This is a genomic window from Methylotenera oryzisoli (assembly GCF_004661485.1).
Classification (GTDB): Bacteria; Pseudomonadota; Gammaproteobacteria; order Burkholderiales; family Methylophilaceae; genus Methylotenera; species Methylotenera oryzisoli.
In genome coordinates this window covers 57,763-74,889 of record NZ_PQVH01000005.1, presented here as the reverse complement: position 1 = coordinate 74,889, position 17,127 = coordinate 57,763, and the positions used below count along the sequence as shown (strand labels likewise).

Annotated in this window: 16 protein-coding genes; 2 read left to right on the top strand and 14 right to left on the bottom strand. The window is 43.3% G+C overall.

Translation table 11 applies throughout. The annotated features are described in order from the left end of the window. Position 1: 1 nt before the first annotated feature. From C3Y98_RS02675 to C3Y98_RS02655, 5 genes are all read right to left on the bottom strand, one after another. Positions 2-1,336 carry an efflux RND transporter periplasmic adaptor subunit gene (locus C3Y98_RS02675; protein WP_019896649.1) on the bottom strand — a complete coding sequence of 445 codons (1,335 nt, stop codon included), beginning with the start codon at positions 1,334-1,336 and terminating at the stop codon, positions 2-4. Then, entirely contained in the window at positions 1,333-2,619 is a 1,287-nt protein-coding gene (locus C3Y98_RS02670) for a TolC family protein (protein ID WP_235189721.1), read from the bottom strand. The genes C3Y98_RS02675 and C3Y98_RS02670 overlap by 4 nt, the downstream gene beginning before the upstream one ends. Positions 2,620-2,678: 59 nt before the next feature. Further along, positions 2,679-3,008: a copper-binding protein gene (locus C3Y98_RS02665; protein WP_135276576.1), complete on the bottom strand. Its 330-nt coding sequence runs from the start codon at positions 3,006-3,008 to the stop codon at positions 2,679-2,681. A gap of 61 nt (positions 3,009-3,069) precedes the next feature. Beyond that, the gene (locus tag C3Y98_RS02660) at positions 3,070-3,495 is read right to left on the bottom strand and encodes a hypothetical protein (RefSeq protein ID WP_019896654.1); all 426 of its coding nucleotides are present in this window, start codon (positions 3,493-3,495) and stop codon (positions 3,070-3,072) included. A 225-nt stretch (positions 3,496-3,720) separates the two neighbouring features. Next, entirely contained in the window at positions 3,721-4,089 is a 369-nt protein-coding gene (locus tag C3Y98_RS02655; protein ID WP_135276575.1) for a hypothetical protein, read from the bottom strand. 88 nt (positions 4,090-4,177) lie between these two features. Between C3Y98_RS02655 and C3Y98_RS02650 the strand changes: the two genes are divergently transcribed. Together C3Y98_RS02650 and C3Y98_RS02645 are read left to right on the top strand one after the other, a co-directional pair. Further along, positions 4,178-4,555, top strand: coding sequence for a septal ring lytic transglycosylase RlpA family protein (locus C3Y98_RS02650; protein ID WP_135276574.1), 378 nt, complete (start codon positions 4,178-4,180; stop codon positions 4,553-4,555). A gap of 136 nt (positions 4,556-4,691) precedes the next feature. Beyond that, positions 4,692-5,852: an IS30 family transposase gene (locus C3Y98_RS02645; protein ID WP_135276573.1), complete on the top strand. Its 1,161-nt coding sequence runs from the start codon at positions 4,692-4,694 to the stop codon at positions 5,850-5,852. Here C3Y98_RS02645 and C3Y98_RS02640 read toward each other — a convergent pair. From C3Y98_RS02640 to C3Y98_RS02600, 9 genes are all read right to left on the bottom strand, one after another. Continuing rightward, on the bottom strand, positions 5,796-6,710 hold the full coding sequence (locus C3Y98_RS02640; protein ID WP_135276572.1) for a hypothetical protein: 915 nt from the start codon (positions 6,708-6,710) through the stop codon (positions 5,796-5,798). The two genes, C3Y98_RS02645 and C3Y98_RS02640, sit on opposite strands and share 57 nt — an antisense overlap. 3 nt (positions 6,711-6,713) lie before the next feature. Next, the gene (locus C3Y98_RS02635; RefSeq protein ID WP_019898852.1) at positions 6,714-8,324 is read right to left on the bottom strand and encodes a phosphoethanolamine transferase; all 1,611 of its coding nucleotides are present in this window, start codon (positions 8,322-8,324) and stop codon (positions 6,714-6,716) included. 20 nt (positions 8,325-8,344) lie between these two features. Next, on the bottom strand, positions 8,345-8,929 hold the full coding sequence (locus C3Y98_RS02630; protein WP_019898851.1) for an SIS domain-containing protein: 585 nt from the start codon (positions 8,927-8,929) through the stop codon (positions 8,345-8,347). After that, on the bottom strand, positions 8,922-9,374 hold the full coding sequence (locus tag C3Y98_RS02625) for an MgtC/SapB family protein (protein WP_019898850.1): 453 nt from the start codon (positions 9,372-9,374) through the stop codon (positions 8,922-8,924). Before C3Y98_RS02625 ends, C3Y98_RS02630 begins: the two co-directional genes overlap by 8 nt. 31 nt (positions 9,375-9,405) lie before the next feature. Beyond that, on the bottom strand, positions 9,406-10,344 hold the full coding sequence (locus C3Y98_RS02620) for a cation diffusion facilitator family transporter (RefSeq protein WP_135276571.1): 939 nt from the start codon (positions 10,342-10,344) through the stop codon (positions 9,406-9,408). After that, a complete protein-coding gene (locus tag C3Y98_RS02615) occupies positions 10,341-13,496 on the bottom strand; it encodes an efflux RND transporter permease subunit (protein ID WP_135276570.1) in 3,156 nt (1,051 codons plus the stop codon). Before C3Y98_RS02615 ends, C3Y98_RS02620 begins: the two co-directional genes overlap by 4 nt. A 44-nt stretch (positions 13,497-13,540) precedes the next feature. After that, on the bottom strand, positions 13,541-15,139 hold the full coding sequence (locus tag C3Y98_RS02610; RefSeq protein WP_135276569.1) for an efflux RND transporter periplasmic adaptor subunit: 1,599 nt from the start codon (positions 15,137-15,139) through the stop codon (positions 13,541-13,543). Between the two features lie 12 nt (positions 15,140-15,151). Then, positions 15,152-16,417: a TolC family protein gene (locus C3Y98_RS02605; protein ID WP_019898846.1), complete on the bottom strand. Its 1,266-nt coding sequence runs from the start codon at positions 16,415-16,417 to the stop codon at positions 15,152-15,154. Positions 16,418-16,509: 92 nt separating this feature from the next. Then, on the bottom strand, positions 16,510-16,839 hold the full coding sequence (locus C3Y98_RS02600; protein WP_019898845.1) for a hypothetical protein: 330 nt from the start codon (positions 16,837-16,839) through the stop codon (positions 16,510-16,512). Positions 16,840-17,127 lie beyond the last annotated feature (288 nt).

The window sequence follows — 17,127 nt, the reverse complement described above, 5'->3', positions numbered from 1 at the left end:
GTCAGTGCCCTTCGTGCCCAGTTACCGGTGCAGGAGTGGTTTCCGCAGGTTCCGGCAAACTGCTTGAATGTGAACTGTGCTCGCCAAAGCTCCCTAGTGCGGCTTTAAGATTGCTTTCAGCATCAATCAGGAAATTGGCGCGAACTACCACGTTCTCACCTTCACTTAATCCTTCAGCCACCTCAACATAACCATCGCTACGCATACCAAGCTTGACCTCACGTGGCTCATACAGCCCTTCTGTGAGTTGAACCAGCACAACCTGACGTATACCACTGTCGATCACAGCCGAATCCGGAACCGCCAATACGCTGGCATCATGACCTGACATCAGTTGAATGCTGGCATACATATCAGGTTTTAGAATTCCGTCTGGGTTAGCCAGCACTATCCGTACTTTGGCAGTGCGGGTCTCAGAGGTGACTGTTGGATAGATGTAATCAATCTTGCCTTTGAGCTCCTTACCTGGATAGGCATTGACAGTAATGTTCACCGTCTGGCCAACATGCACCAGAGCGATGTCCTGCTCGAACACATCGGCCAGCAGCCAGACTCTCGATAGATCTGCAATCTTGAACAGGAGTTCGCCCGGCATAAAGCGCATACCCTGCACAGCAGTTTTCTCCAATACCACGCCGTTTGCCGGCGAGTACATCGTAAGCGTACGTGTCGCTTTACCGTCCTTTTTCAAACGCTGTAATTGAGCATCTGAAATATCCCAGTTACGTAAACGTTTAAGCGCGCTGTCAGCCAGTTGACCAACACCAAGCAATGATTCCGAGGTGCCGTTACTCAATGACTGTCGGCCATTCCAGGCGATCAGGTATTCTTCCTGCGCAGATACCAGTTCCGGACTGTAAACTTCCATCAGTGGCTGCCCACGTTTTACCGGCTGCCCGGTTGAATTGACATAGAGTTTTTCAATGTATCCCTCAAATTTGGTGGTGACTGTTGAGAAACGCTGTTCGTTAAATTGGAACTGCCCCACCGCACGCACCGTATTGACCATTTTTCGCGATAGCACTGGCTCAGTTTTTACGCCAAGCTTCTGTACCTTGTCGGTACTGATCTTGACCTGGTTATTAGAAACTTCCTCATCTGCATACACTGGGGTGTAATCCATACCCATAGAGTCCTGCTTAGGCACTGGAGATGTATCCGGCAATCCCATAGGATTTCGGTAATAGAGTATCTTCCGTTCAGCCGGTGCTGTAATAGCCGCAGGCATTTCTACTGACGGGTGGCTAACCTGCTGCAATCCCCACCAGTAGCCGCCACTTACAGCCGCAGCAACAACAGCTAGCGCCAGTGCAATCCATATTCCAAAGCGCTTCATAAATCTTCCCCAATCATTCTTTCAATCTCTGCAAGGCGGACTTCCTGTTCAACCCGCATCTTTATCTGGCCTTGTCGCGCAAGCCTGATTGCCTTTTGTGCATCCAGCAGCGTTGCAAAGTCCACTTTACCGTTTTCGTAACCTGCCAATGCCGAGCGGAAGGTCAACTCTGCTTGCGGGAGTAATGTGTAAGTAATAAGGCGCCCTTGTTTTTCTGCTGCCTCGAAAGCGACCAGGTTTTCCTGAAGTTCGCCTATCACCTGATTCTCTACTCCGCTACGACGTTCCTTGGCTGCATCTAGCATAGCGGCAGCCTCACTTTCCTGGGACCTGCGCGTATCAAAGCGGATAGGAATATTGACCTCTACCATCGCCTCCCAGCTACTGATATTGCTACCACGTTGAGTAGGCGCAATGCCTAGCGTTAGATCTGGGTAACGATTCTTTTCTATCAATCGCTTGTTAGCATCTGCCGCTGATATTTGTGCTGATTGTGTAGCAAGTAGTGGGTTATTTCGTACCACCTTTTGTTGCAAGGCCACTGTATCCAGCTTTTCTAGCGGCAGACGACGCAACTCTGGTAACGCAGAAAGAGGCGCACCTTGTGTCCGCCCCAGTATCGCGTTAAGACGCGCCTTAGCCTGTTGCTGATCGGTCTCCAGGCTGATAATCTCGGACTGTAAGGTGGTCTTCTCAACTTGAGCGCGAATTGCATCTTGCTGCGGCACTAAACCACTGGCATAGCGAACGCGAGTGACCGATTCAAGATCGCCTAGCAAGGTTAAGATATCCTCGTTAAGCTTCTTGAGGCCAACAGTCTGAAAATACTGGGCATAAGCGTTTTTGATTCGGGCGTGGGTTTCGGCAACACCGATGAGCCTGCGTCCTTTAAACTGCTCAAGCTGTGCAGTAGCCACTTCCCTACGCAAGTCCCGCTTTCCCCAAAGTGGAATGCTCTGCATTAGAGTGTATTTAGTTCCACTTCCTTTGCCAGGAAAAGGATTAAAACCATCAGGCGCATCACGCCCAGCAAAATCCATAAATTCAACGCGCAGCAAAGGGTCAGGTAGAGCGCCTGCAGGTGCGATTCGCTCGCTTGCTGCATCCGTCTCATATCGCATTGCCGTAAGCTCAGGGTTATGTGTGTCTGCCCAGTTTAGTAATTCCTGTACATTGGCACCGATAGGGTTGCCGGAAGCGACGTCTTCCGCCCAGGAAAGGCCTGGCAACATCAGTACTGTCAAAGTCAGGGCGAACATTGTTTTTATATTATTTGTATTCATTTTCTTACCTGTGTTCATCGCAATGGCTAGCTCGTTTAGATGCGGCCAGCCCAGATGCCTTATTTAACCGGTGTTATTTTTGTAATCAATGGGCTGCCGCCGTCGACTTTAACGAACTCGAATTCAACCTGATCACCAATCTTTACTGTGTCCAGCAGAGCCTTGCCAGCAACGTTAAAAAACATGGTCATACCAGGCCATTTAAGCTCCGGAACAGCGTCATGCTTCAATTTAACCTTGCTTAATGCACTGTCCATGGCAACGACTTCACCTTTTGCTGAATAACTCTTTTGATTATCTGTAGCCTGATGGTGTGCATCGTTGGCGTAGACTGGAGCAGCAGCGATACTCAATACCGCAACGAACATACAAATTAATAACTTTTTCATTTCTTTGATCCTTTAATGTTTGATTGAATCTGGGCGGGACGTTGCCCGCCCGATTCACAAATTAATGCTTGTGTGTATTGTCAGTTCCTTTGGACATACAGTCCATTTCACCTGACCCTTTAGACATGCCACCCATATTCATCATCATGTGATGCTCGTCCATCATCTGGCTCATCATTTCATCCATGAGTTTCTGATGCTCGCTCATCCATTCTTCATGTTCCTGCATGGTCATGCCTGACTTCGGTTTCATAGCCTGCATTTTGCCCATGTTGTCATGCATCATTTTCATGTGTTCGCCCATAAGTTTTTTACGCTCATCGCCTTTGGCGGCCTCAGCTGCTTTAAGCTTCTGCTTGGCTTGCATAACTTTTTGAGTCATCTGCCTTTGAAATTCATCCTGCGCAGCAATCGCGGACACAGATAGAAAGCTGATGCTACAGACAGCAAGTGTTGCAATCATTTTGTAAATGGTTTGATTCTTCATGATAAATACTCCTAGACAATTTATAGTCACTGCAATTGCATAGAGGTGGTTCAGCAGTCGTGCGCGGTTATGTATAGGCGTAAACAGCCATACGCTAGACCTCGAACGGATATAAAACCACCGCCGGGAATACGTGCCGAAGAAATAGAAGTGTGTTGGGTACGATCAAGTACTCAGATAAGCATCTGAGTTCGAGAGCCGTTTAAAACAAGACGACCTTCGGCACTATGCGAAGGTTTGTCTGGGGGGATGAAAAAGTGAGGGTGGAACGGTATCCGGAACTTCAGATATATCGGTGGAGTACATAGGTAATGCACCACTAAATTCCAGAGGGGTGTTAAATGGAATAATTGCCTGTGCTACGCTTAAATGGCAGGGCAGGCATTTGTCACATGTTACATTTTTAGCTGGTTTTGCACTGTCATGGTGATCGCAGTGAGCCATATCATCCATATTGCTCATGTCAGCATTCACCTGCATTTGCTGGGTATCATGCATCTGACAATTAGGCATAGCTACTGCTGCCATGCCTTCTACAGGGAGGCATATCAGCATAATGAATAGCGTAATGAATTTAATTATTTTGGACTTCACGGATCAATTTTACGCTTAAAAAAACTCTTTGCAATTACTTGAACGTACTATGTATGATAAAAAATAGAAATGATAATTGGAACTCATTTTGAAAACGTTATTGATATTCGCATTTTTACTGGCTTTGTCCGGTTGTAGCAGCATTCCAAGTGGTGGTCGCGACAATTGGATAGGACATACCGAATCGGGAGAAGCTTCTTTCTACGCTGATAAATTTCAGAATCGAAAAACTGCTAGCGGAGAGCGGTATAACCATAGTTTAAAAACAGCGGCTCATAACAAAATCCCTTTCGGTTCAAGCGTAAAGGTAACGAACAAGAATAATGGCAAAAGCGTCGTTGTAAAAGTAAATGATCGTGGCCAATTCGCAAAAGGCCGAGTTATTGATCTTTCAAAATCTGCATTTATTAGTATTGGCAACCCATCTTCTGGTGTGATAAACGTTAGTATAGAAGTTGTTCAGTAGCACATGACGATTCCTTCATGCGTGACGCCGCTTCGCGGCACAGCTTAATTCAGACATTGAACGTCCGCTTTGGGCTGTGAGTTCAACCGGTCGATGCAACACGTTATTCTTATACAAAAGAATGAGGTGTTGAAAAATGAAACAGAGACCAAGAATTTATTACAGTGATGAACAAAAAGCCATCATGTGGGATCGGTGGGAAAAAGGTGACTCATTACACGATATAGCGCGGATATTTGACAGAAATCACTCTTCAATAGCTGGTATATTATCTGTGACGGGCGGGATTAGACCCCCTCAAAGAGTAAGATCACATCTAGCATTATCGCTTTCAGAGCGCGAAGAAATTTCCAGAGGTGTGGCAATTCAAGAATCGTTTCGTTCGATTGCCCATCGACTTGGACGCTCTCCATCTACCATTAGCCGTGAAATAAAGCGAAATGAAGGTTGCCAGCAATATCGCGCAACACATGCAGACCAAGCTGCCTGGGATCGTTCGAAACGTCCAAAGCTTTGCAAACTATCATGTAATCAAGGTTTAATAAAAGCCATCACATGTAAGCTACAATTAAACTGGTCACCGCAGCAGATTGCTGGTTGGTTGAAAAGAGAGTTTCCTACAGAAGAGCATAACCAAGTGTCACATGAAACCATCTATCGTAGCTTGTATGTTCAGACTCGCGGTGTATTGAAGAAGGAGTTAATTCAATACCTGAGGACGAAACGTATTATGCGTAGGTCCAAGCATTCGAGCTTAAAAGGAAATGGACTTGGGCAAATTACTGATACAGTTTCGATTAGTGAACGTCCAGCCTCTATAGAGGATCGTGCTATACCAGGACATTGGGAGGGTGACTTGATAGCAGGGTCTAAAAACAGCTACATCGTTACATTGGTTGAGCGTCATTCACGATTTGTAATGTTAGCTAAAATTAAAGACAGAAAATCCGAAAGCGTTGTATCTGCTTTAATCAAGCAAGCAAAGAAAGTCCCAAATGAGTTATATAAATCATTAACTCTGGACAGAGGTACGGAGTTTGCAGATCATCGTCGGTTTAAAGTGGAGACGAATATTGACGTGTACTTTTGCGATCCAAACAGTCCATGGCAGCGTGGCAGTAATGAAAATACAAACCGCTTGTTAAGGCAGTACTTTCCAAAAGGCACTGACTTATCGGTACACTCACAAGCTAAACTAAGTGCAGTGGCTAGACAGTTAAATGAGAGACCTCGTAAAACATTAAATTACGAGACCCCAGCAGAAAGATTCAAAACATGTGTTGCATCGACCGGTTGAACTCACACCTTCATTTGGACGATTGAGCGACTCTAGCCTTGTAATCCAATACCAATTACCCTTAATAGGAACAGCTGTTTGGATATAAGCACCGCTTCCTCCCTCTTTTCCTTTTGAAGTAAAACGCTGAAAAACCTCTCCACTTATTTCTGTTTCATATAAATTGGTAACGAAATCTAAACCTAACATTCGATAACTCGCGCCAGAAAGACCATTAAAGGCATCTCGTTCGCTAAAAGACAGTATAGAAATGCCAATATCTGAATCACTTTTAACACTGAATCTAGCACCTCTTACATGTTCAAATTGTAATTCATTATTATCCTGCTGTTGATCCTCTAACAACTCTGTAAATAACTTATATTCAAGTTCAACATTTTTAAATGGCAAGGCACCATGTAGCGTAATTCCATTAGTGGCGATAGGAAATAATCGACTAGTTGCTAACGGTCTTGAATTTGTCCACATTAATGGAGGTGCTCGGAATAAATTCCAACGGCTATTCGGGGTAAGGAAACGACCAAATCTAAAATTTACTACCTCTGATAAGTTGTAATCAAAATAGAGCCGCTCTAAATCAAGTTTACTTTCCTTGCGACTATAGCGCTCATTATCGTTCCACGCTAAAGGCCTCTCGATTTCCAATTCACTAAAAAAACTTAGCCTACTATGATTATTCCATGATAATAAAAGATTTAGTTCATTTATTGCAGCCTCGGCTTTTGCATCGCGATGTAATGTAATCGCAGCGCTAGAAAACCCACCAACATTTAACTGATCATAAAATGTATTGTCTTCACTGGCTTTTACATACTCAGTCAGCATTAAAAGTAAAATAATAATGTGGAATTTTTTCATAAATTACTTCGTATCTTTAAATTTCAAGTTTTTATTCTTAAGAAACCATGTTTCTTTGCTACCACACGTTTTATTACTATATATATCATTTGCGATAAGCAGCGTGCAAAATAAATCATCATGACTAAATGGAAAATCTTGCCAGGGTTGAATGTCTTCAATTTGATAATCAAAATATTTTCCAGTCCAGATAATGACAGGAATGTGCGTTTGTACTTTTGGCGCAATCACATAAGGGGCTGCATGGAGGTAAATGCCACGTTCCCCCAGCGACTCCCCATGATCTGCAACATAAAGCATGGCAGTAGAATATGTTTCATCATACCGCTTAAGGAATTTGATGACATTTGCCAAAAAATAATCTGTATATAAAATAGCATTGTCATAGGCATTATCGACTTCCTGTTTCGTGCAATCGCCTAACTCACCTGTCATACACATTGGTTGAAACCGCCTGAAATTTTCAGGGTAACGTCTGTAATATTCTGGGCCATGGTTACCCATCTGATGCAACACAATTAAAATGTCTTTGCCTTCGTGCGATTTAATATATTGATCTAGTCCACTTAACATTCCAATATCTCTACATTCCTCATCGCAAACAGGATTCAAGGTCGGACTTTTAAAATACTGGTAAGGAATCCTTGTAGCAACTCCTTTAGAGTCTGAGTTGTTCTCTCTCCATAGCACTTTTACCCCATATTCAGAAAGTACATCCAATGCATTTTCTTGTTGAAAGGCTTGATTCTCATCGTAATTGGAACGCCCTAAATTAGAAAACATACATGGCAGTGAAATCTTCGTTGCAGTACCACAGGATGTGACGTTTTTAAAACTTACCACATTCAGCTTCTTAAGTTCTGGGGTTGTTTCCTTATTGTAGCCATTAAGCGAGAATCGATCTGATCTTGCAGTTTCTCCAACAACTAAAATGATTAATTTTTTATTACCTATATGAAATAATTTCTTCGCATCCGCCGCCGTATGCTTTAAAACATAAACAGGTTGGCGTTTAAATTGCGTTTTACCATAGGAGATTAGCGAGTAGGTAAACCCTAAGGGGTTAGCATACATACGAGTGATTTTATGCTCTCGAACAAAACTGGCAAAGTCTGCTGTAAAGAGCGATATACTGAGAATACATAGCACTATTAAAAGTGCCGTTAAACGTAGTCTAACTTTTAACCCACTGCCAAAACTAGTGGACATTGGAGCAAATTTAAAAACAAGCATTGATGGAATAATACCGATTAATAGTACGTGAACAACCAGCTTAATACTAACAAGCCCTGCAAATTCTTGTGGATTGGTTTCCATCATGTTAGCGATCATGTCTCGATCAATCACTACACCAAACTGATCCATATAATAGGCAGCAAATGCAGAAGTGACTAGAAAAGTTGTGAGAACCCATTTACTGAATTTGCCAAAACAAGTCCAGATTAAAAATAGCATGGTCGAAAAAGAAAAAAATCCCATGAGTGCTATTACGAAAGGCCATTTTTCAACAAATGGGTATATTTCAGTTAGTCGATGAAATAGGGCGAAGTTTCCAGTAACCAAGATGAATACGGAGACGATTAATACTAGACGTATATTTGGAGTGGAGAACATAGTGACAATCAATACTCAGACTAATCGAGCTGTATCAGATGATTGTCAACACCCTCACACAAGCAATGAATGACAATCGCATGTACTTCTTGAATAAACGCAGTACGTGAATGAGCAACATTAATCAAAATATCATTCGGATTTAAGGTTTTTGATAGTATTCCACCATCGCGTCCAGTAAGCATGACAACAGAAATTTCCAATTTATGGGCAGCTTCTACGGCAGCAATAATATTGCTTGAATTGCCAGATGTCGAAATAGCAAGTAATACATCACCTGCACGGCCGAGGCCATAAACTTGTCGTGCAAACACCTGCTTAAAGTGATAGTCGTTGGCTACTGCAGTCAATAGTGAGGTGTCAGTATTTAGTGCCACTGCAGGTAAAGGTCCGCGCTCTTTCTCAAACCTTCCCATGAGTTCTGATGTGAAATGCTGAGCATCAGCAGCAGAACCACCATTACCACAGGCGAGTATTTTATTTCCATGCTTTAACGAAAGGGTGAAAAGTGCTATCGCCTCAGAAATAGGAACCTGTAAACTAATTGCTGACTCTGTGATGAGTTTGGCGACATCTTTGAAATGATCCACTATAAAATTACTCATTGGACTCCCTTTCCTCGGAACGAACATGATGTTTTTTGACAAGCCGAGCCCAGCCTGGTATGTGATGTAAACCTAGCGTACCAAGGATTAATAAGGCTGTAAGTCCAGAAAGTAAATACATGCCATATGCACTTGCCATCCCAACTGCAGCAGTAGCCCATAATGTTGCCGCAGTAGTTAAGCCTTGAACTCTTCCTTTTACCTGTAAAATTACACCTGCACCAATAAAGCCCATACCTGTGACAACTTGTGAAGCTATGCGCGTTGTCTCTCCGGGTACATGATTAGAGATAATGCTAAACGCACATGCGCCAACCGCTACAGCCATATAGGTGCGAACACCTGCATCGCGATTATGATTTTCTCGCTCCCATCCGATTAGTCCGCCTAATATTGCGGCGTAAATAATGCGAACCGATAAAATAAACTCTGCGTTCCAGTCCATCTCATATCCTTTAAATTAATCATTAGTTAGGTTAGTGATTGTGGGAATGCTGCTGAAGTGTATTTGACCCATCAATGAATACGCATTTTTCAGCCTGATCGCATAATTTAGTTTCGCATTGCAATGTGGTGTGTGTAATAGCAAACTTATCAGAAAGGCTAGATTGAATAGCGTTTATAAGCGTAGTCGATTCGACTGTTCCATCCATCAGAATATGCGCTGTGAGGCTATTTTTACCGCTTGTAATTGCCCATAAATGCAAGTCATGTAAGCTCACAACACCTTTTTGACTTAATATTTCTTTTTCCACTTCCTCTATATCAATACCAAGTGGAACGCCTTCCAAAAGTAGATTCAAACTTTCTTTAAGTAATATCCATGTCCTCGGCAGCACCCATAAGCCAATGCCAACAGCAACGATGGTATCCACCCAAGCCCAACCAGTAAAATAGATGACAATGCCGCCAACAATAACGCCGACAGACCCAACCAAATCACTCCACACTTCTAAGTAAGCCCCTTTAAGATTCAAGCTGCTGTCCTTACCAGCGCTTAACAATCTGATACTGGTAAAATTGATCACAAGACCTAAGCTAGCAACCACCATCATGCCGACTGATTGCACCGCAACAGGGCTTTGAAAACGTTGCCATGCCTCATACAAAATGTAAATTGCAACACCAAAAAGCAGCAATGCATTAAAGGTAGCCGCTAATATCTCAAACCTGTGATAGCCGTACGTCCTGTATTGATCTGCAGGTTTTTTTGCTATTCTGACGGCAGCTAGGGCTATGCCTAACGCGGCTGAGTCGGTAAACATATGTGCTGCATCTGATAGCAGTGCAAGACTGTTCAATATAAACCCTGCAAGAGCCTCGGCAATGAGAAATGTTGTGGTTAATGCAAAGGCTATCCATAACACTTTCTCATTTTGGGTATTTGGTAATGCGTGGTTATGTTCTGCACTCATGCGTTTTCTCCAACCATTGTTATTGAGTTTGATTTGGATTTGGGCTGATTAACCATTCGATACAACAACGGCAATACCAGTAATGTCAGCATCGTAGACGACAAGATACCCCCAATCACTACTGTAGCAAGCGGCCGCTGCACCTCAGCCCCTGTGCCCGTTGCGATAGCCATTGGCAAAAAGCCTAACGAGGCAACGAGTGCGGTGATTAAAATAGGGCGTAGTCTATTCATACTGCCTTCTTGAATCGCAATGTCCAACGGCTTGCCTTCTGCGATCAGGCCTCTGATAAAAGTAATCATGACTAGACCGTTTAAGACTGCAACACCAGATAACGCAATAAACCCGACCCCAGCAGATATTGAAAGTGGAATATCACGTAAATATAAAGCGAGAACACCGCCAGTTAAGGCAAATGGAATCCCAGTAAAAACAATCAATCCGTCTTTTAGGTTGTTGAACATCATATATAGCAAGATGAAAACGAGTAGAAGTGAGATGGGCACCACTATTTTTAAGCGCTGACTGGCTGATTGCAGCTGCTCAAAAGTGCCGCCCCAGTTAATCCAATACCCAGCAGGAATCTTAACCTCCTCTTGGATACGTTGCTGCGCCTCTGCAACATACGAGCCAATATCACGGTCTCTGACGTTAGCTGTGACAACTACGTTACGCTTGCCATTTTCACGGCTAAATTGATTAGGGCCAGGAGCAATATCAATGGAAGCCACTTCACCAAGCTGTAAGTAAACAGGAATACCGCTATCGTTGGCTATTTTGATGGGTAAGCGCTTAAAGCTATCCATATCCGTTCTCAGTTCTTCTGGCAACCTTACAACAATATCAAATCTGCGATCCCCTTGAAAAACCGTCCCAGTTTCTTTGCCATTCATCGCGGTAGAAATAGCGTCTTGCACTTGGGATACATTGACGCCAAGCCTTGCTATTTTTTGGCGGTCGATATTGACTGTGAGAATCGGCAAACCTGTAGTCTGCTCGACTTTAATGTCTTCACCACCTTGAATTTTGGACAACACCTCAGAAATTTCTTTGGCTTTGTTGTTCATTACCTCCATATCATCGCCAAAGATTTTCACCGCTACATCACTACGCACGCCTGAGATTAACTCGTTGAAACGCATCTGAATGGGTTGCGTAAACTCATAGTTATTACCAGGCACAGTGCTCACTGCTTTTTGAATTTGCGCAGTTAATTCATTTTTGCTTAAGTTGGGGTCTGGCCATTCTGATTTTGGTTTCAGCATAATGTAGTTGTCGGCTACATTGGGTGGCATAGGGTCCGAGGCAATTTCCGCTGTACCGATTTTGGCAAAAATTCTATCTACTTGAGGAAATGATTTAACCGTGTGCTCAAGTTCTTTTTGCATCTCCACCGCCTGAGAAAGACTAGTTCCAGGTATACGCAAAGCATGGAGGGCAATATCACCTTCGTTTAGACTTGGCACAAACTCGCTTCCCATGCGGGTAGTCAATAAGCCACTAAGCACAACCGAAGCAATCGCAAGCGTTAACACCAATGCACCGTTGTTCATTACTTTGTTATAAATTGGTTGATATCCACGCTTAGCCAAGCGAATTAAATACTGCTCTTTTTCATCCACTTTTCCATTGATGAACAGTGCAACCGCAGCAGGAATAAAGGTGACGGAAAACAACATAGCACCTATCAAGGCGATCACCACAGTTAACGCCATAGGGTGAAACATTTTGCCTTCTACACCAGTTAAAGCAAAAATGGGCAGGTAAACGACCATGATGATAAGTTGGCCGTAGATTAGCGGCTTTCTTGCTTCTTTAGCCGCCTCAAAAACTTCCGAAAAGCGTTCTGAACGTGTCAGTGGCCTGCCTATTGTGGCTTGCGCATGCGCAAGTCTGCGCATGCAGTTTTCTACAATCACAACTGCACCATCAATGATAATACCGAAATCCAATGCACCTAAACTCATTAGGTTTGCACTTACTTTTGCAGTGGCCATGCCAGTGAAAGTAAATAGCATAGATAATGGAATGACCAGCATTGTGATAATGGCCGCGCGAATATTGCCTAGAAAAATAAACAGAATGGCAATCACTAAAAGTGCGCCTTCTAGCAGGTTTTTCTTAACTGTGTTGATTGCCTTATCAATGAGGATGGTTCTGTCGTAAACCGTTTTAGCAACAATGCCAGCAGGCAATGATTTATTAATTTCTGCCAGTTTTTTTTCAACTGCAGCAGACACGGTACGGCTATTTTCACCCATCAGCATGAAAACTGTGCCCAGCACCACTTCTTGGCTGTTTTCAGTTGCGGCTCCGCTACGTGCCTCACTGCCAATAATCACTTCTGCTACATCTGAAACGCGGATGGGTACGCCATTTTTAGCACTGACCACTATATTACTGATATCCACCATATCTTTTACTTGGCCAGGCACGCGAATCAAATACTGTTCACCTGATTTTTCGATAAAGCCAGCCCCCATATTGGCATTATTATTTTCTAGTGCAGTGACCAAATCATCGATAGACAATCCTCTTGCTGTCAGTTTTTCTGCGGATGGTGCGACCTGATATTGCTTAACATTGCCGCCAATCGTGTTAATTTCATTGACACCTGGTACGTTACGCAACTGAGGCTTAACAATCCAATCTTGCACCTCTCTTAAATCCATTGGCGTGTAAGGTGTTTTGTCGGGCTTTAGAGCGCCTTCTTTCGCTTCAACTGTCCACATAAAAATTTCACCAAGACCAGTTGAGGTAGGGCCCATCTCAGGAAGAATGCCAGCAGGTAGTTTTTCCTTAGCTTGCTGAATACGCTCGTTCACCAATTGCCTTGCAAAGAAAATATCTGTCCCTTCCTCAAAAATAACCGTTACCTGAGATAGTCCATAGCGAGAAATAGATCTGGTCTGCTCCAGCTTGGGGATGCCGGCCATCACTGTCTCGATAGGATATGTAATGCGTTGCTCAGTCTCTAATGGTGCATAGCCGGGCGCTGAGGTGTTAATTTGAACCTGAATATTAGTAATATCTGGCACAGCATCAATCGGTAGTTTTTGATAACTGAACATGCCTAATACGGCAATAGCTAGCACCATGGTTAATGTTAACCATCGTTGCTCAATTGCAAATCGAATAATCTTCTCAAACATTTGATTGCTCCTTTGGTAGATCAGCTGATTTCAAAATCCATGCATTAGTGCTCATGACTTGCTCCTGCTTTACCAATATCAGCCTTAATCAAATAGCTGTTCCCTGCTGCGTATTTTTCCCCCGCATTTAATCCCTCTAGCACTTCCACATACTTGTCATCTCTGCGACCGAGCGTGACCGGTCTAGCCTCAAAATAGTTGCCATAGCGACCGAATACGACGGTTTCTTCATTTAACGATTGAATCCCTTCAACTGATACCGCTAATGGCACATCCGCTTCGCTTGAAGTGAGTTCGATATTAACGGGCAGACCAGGTAGCCAAGTTTTATCAGGATTATTGAGCACCACTCTTGCCATCGCAGTCCGCGATTGCTCGCCAACCAATGAACTCACGTAAGCGATGTTGCCAACTGCATGTGCATCAAAAGCGGTCGCTTTAACGGTGACTTGCTGACCTGATTTCACAGTATTAATGTCTTTGGCGTAAATGGTCATCTCCGCCCAAACTGTTGATAAGTCAGAGACTTCAAACAAACTGTCGATTTCACTTATCACCTGACCTTGACTGACTTTTTTTACTGTCACCACGCCGTCAATTGGCGAGCGAATGTCATAGCGAGTTTGCCCCGCACCACTAGTGCCAGCGCCTAAAGCACCTAATTTTTGTTGAATACGGCTTAAGTTGATTTCCGATTCTTGCAAATCATTTTGTGCCTGCAAGTAATCTTGCTGGGCAGAGATTTTCTCTTCCCAAAGCTGTTTTTCACGCTCGTAAGTAGTGCGGGCAAGGCCTACTCTTTTTTGAGCAGCCAGCAAGTCGCTGCGTATGTCTGCAATTGCTTGGCTGGATACTGTCGCCAACACCTGACCTTTACGTACATTGTCACCAGCATTCACGCTGACTTTTTCTACTATGCCGCCGACTCTAGATACAATCTGCACACTCTTGTCAGCATTCAGCTTGATTTCACCTTGTAGTTTCAAGGTACTTTTTATTTTGGCAGGACCTGCGGTTAGCACTTCAACGGCGTTTAATGTCATCTGTTTATCAGACATTGTTATCCTGCCTTCAACCTGTTTGTAAGCAAACGTATAACTTTTGTTGTTGTAAACGGCATTGAGATGCACATCGAACGAATGTGGCTCCATCACCGTCGCATTACTTTTTAAATAATCGCTTTCTTTAAAAAAATTGAATTTTTCTGGGGTTCTGCCTAGACGCGCCAGCTCCAGACTGACTTTTGATAAGGTTGGTTCCAAAGGCTTTTCATTTAAGTAGGTATATACCCTGAATTCTGGTGGTGTATCCTCTTCAAAGATTGCAATCTCTACACCATAGCCTTCCTTTACGAAAAGCTTTCCACCATGCGGTCCTTTTAAAACTTCTGGTGATTGCGCTGCATGCTGCTTTTCGTGGGCTTCAATTGCTTGCTTATCAAGGCCTGATGACTCTTCGGACATGCCTTCTTCATGTTCTGAGTGCGCTTCGCCTTCAGCGTGCTCCTCATGCTCTTCGGTCATCGCTTTCGGCTTTTCGGTCTTGAGTATCAAGCCGCCTAACACAACGCTAATAATGATGACCAAGATAATTGCAATCATTTGTCCGCTTTTTTTACTGCTTTTATCGATATTAAAATTCATGATTAATTATCCTTAAGGCTTTGTTGCTTGGTGCTCTACAACTTCACCAAGAGTACGTTCTATTTCAGCAATCGATTGATGTGCTTCCAAGAGTGCGTTGATATATTGAGATTTGGCTTGATATAGCGTGCGTTGAGCATCCAACACATCCAGAAAGTTAAACTTACCCAAACTAAAGCCTCTGTTGGCAGCATCAAACGCGCTTTGAGCATTGGGTAGAATGTCACTTTGCAGCGACAGAGTTGCCTGTCTGGCCGCATTTAGTCTTTCATATTGTGTAGCCAGATTTGTTTGAATTCTGTTTTTTACAGCAATCAGTTCGTCTTCAGCTTTAAATGTGCGGCTGGCAGCCTCTTGAACATTACCTTGGTTACGATCAAAGACTGGGATTGGAATGGACAATCCAAACAAGGCCTGATTAAGCCCAATCTCTTGGTTATTCACTACCCCTGCACTGATTGTGATATTAGGGATGGCTCTGCTACGCTCAATCCTAGTCATTGCCTTTCGCGCATCAATTTCCAGTTTGGCTAATTTGACGGATGGAGCGCTATCTATTAATGATTGAAGGTTACTCAGTGAGCTTATTTCAGGAATGGTTGCAACTTCACCAGTTGCACGCTCGAAGCTAGGTGCGTTATCACCCCACAGAGCACTTAAACGTTTGCGACTATTGTTTAATTGCGTCATGGCTTGAACCAGCTCAATTTTTGCGGATGCAGCAGCAACAGTTGATTTGGTTTGCTCAACGGGTGAACTTTTGCCAGCTTTGACACGCTTAGAAGCAGCATCAAGTGCCGATTCGGCAACTACCACTGAGGACTTGGCAAGTGTCACTCGTTCTTGTGCCACCAGTAACTCATAAAAAGCCAACACCACATTAGCGTGAATTTCAGCTTTTTTAGTGGCTAGCTCGGCATCTGCTTTGCTATAGAAAGCATCGGCAGCTTCCATCCTGGCTGTACGCTTATCTCCTAGCTCAATCTCTTGGTTAAATTGAAGATAAATCTGCCGTGTAGCACTTCGGGTGTCTTGAATAGAGGTTGATACAAAGGGATTGGGCCTAGTGGCAGCTTGTACTTTTACTCCATCTATAGCCTCTCGCTCGCGTATGGCAACGGCAATATCAGGATTTGCCTTCAATGCCAGATCAAGTGAGTCTGAAAGAGAAAGATCTGTTAAATTTTGGTTTTCGGCATGTTGTAGGGCAGCGTCATTTGCCGCCAGTACCGGGATTGATAATAAAATAAATGATAAAAACAAATAACATAAACGCATAGAATTCTCCTAAAAATAAGGTCAGAATTCAGCGAGATAATGTTAATTGCTACAGAATAACTAGTATTTAAAGATGACAAAATCTCGCTGAATTAAACAGCAAGATTCCAGTTGGGTCGTTCAGGCTTCAGTGGAATAATTTCAGGATAGCTGCGATAAATACCGACTATTACAACAGACTCGATTTCTGCATCAATCACAGGCAAGTTACTAATCATTGATTTGATACTGCTTAAGTGACAGAAAGGGCAATCAGTATCAACTCCTGACTTAGAGCTGTCGCTTGATTTTTGATCGGTCACATGATTACTGTCAGCACTTTGAGAAGTATGCTTATGCGTATGGTGACCAATATGCTCAACCTTCGGACTTTCTTCGTGCTGGCAATATTGAGCAGCAACAGCCCATGTAGACTGCAACACGAATAAGATTAAAAGGATTTTAGATAATATCTTCACAAGTTAAATTTAACATATCAATAATCAATACTCAAGGAAAATGGGTGGTATAAGTAGATAATACCTGTTACAAAGTTATCCATACCAACAGCAGAAGCTCGGTGCTCCAGTTCAATATCAAGGGGGTTCTGAATTTTGTGTAACCATCGATTAATTACTGCTGCGAATTGTCTCGATTTTTGCGCGCGTTAGTTTTGCTCACTACCCAACTTTCATGTCATTGTCAGAAAGTCTGGGTCTCCATCATCACAA

What these genes read in the sequence shown, in the direction of transcription:
- C3Y98_RS02640 (WP_135276572.1), bottom strand. Translation starts at nt 6,710, where the DNA reads ATGAAAAAATTCCACATTATTATTTTACTTTTAATGCTGACTGAGTAT.
- C3Y98_RS02620 (WP_135276571.1), bottom strand. Translation starts at nt 10,344, where the DNA reads ATGAGTGCAGAACATAACCACGCATTACCAAATACCCAAAATGAGAAA.
- C3Y98_RS02645 (WP_135276573.1), top strand. Translation starts at nt 4,692, where the DNA reads ATGAAACAGAGACCAAGAATTTATTACAGTGATGAACAAAAAGCCATC.
- C3Y98_RS02635 (WP_019898852.1), bottom strand. Translation starts at nt 8,324, where the DNA reads ATGTTCTCCACTCCAAATATACGTCTAGTATTAATCGTCTCCGTATTC.
- C3Y98_RS02660 (WP_019896654.1), bottom strand. Translation starts at nt 3,495, where the DNA reads ATGAAGAATCAAACCATTTACAAAATGATTGCAACACTTGCTGTCTGT.
- C3Y98_RS02675 (WP_019896649.1), bottom strand. Translation starts at nt 1,336, where the DNA reads ATGAAGCGCTTTGGAATATGGATTGCACTGGCGCTAGCTGTTGTTGCT.
- C3Y98_RS02610 (WP_135276569.1), bottom strand. Translation starts at nt 15,139, where the DNA reads ATGAATTTTAATATCGATAAAAGCAGTAAAAAAAGCGGACAAATGATT.
- C3Y98_RS02625 (WP_019898850.1), bottom strand. Translation starts at nt 9,374, where the DNA reads ATGGACTGGAACGCAGAGTTTATTTTATCGGTTCGCATTATTTACGCC.
- C3Y98_RS02630 (WP_019898851.1), bottom strand. Translation starts at nt 8,929, where the DNA reads ATGAGTAATTTTATAGTGGATCATTTCAAAGATGTCGCCAAACTCATC.
- C3Y98_RS02670 (WP_235189721.1), bottom strand. Translation starts at nt 2,619, where the DNA reads ATGAATACAAATAATATAAAAACAATGTTCGCCCTGACTTTGACAGTA.
- C3Y98_RS02615 (WP_135276570.1), bottom strand. Translation starts at nt 13,496, where the DNA reads ATGTTTGAGAAGATTATTCGATTTGCAATTGAGCAACGATGGTTAACA.
- C3Y98_RS02605 (WP_019898846.1), bottom strand. Translation starts at nt 16,417, where the DNA reads ATGCGTTTATGTTATTTGTTTTTATCATTTATTTTATTATCAATCCCG.
- C3Y98_RS02665 (WP_135276576.1), bottom strand. Translation starts at nt 3,008, where the DNA reads ATGAAAAAGTTATTAATTTGTATGTTCGTTGCGGTATTGAGTATCGCT.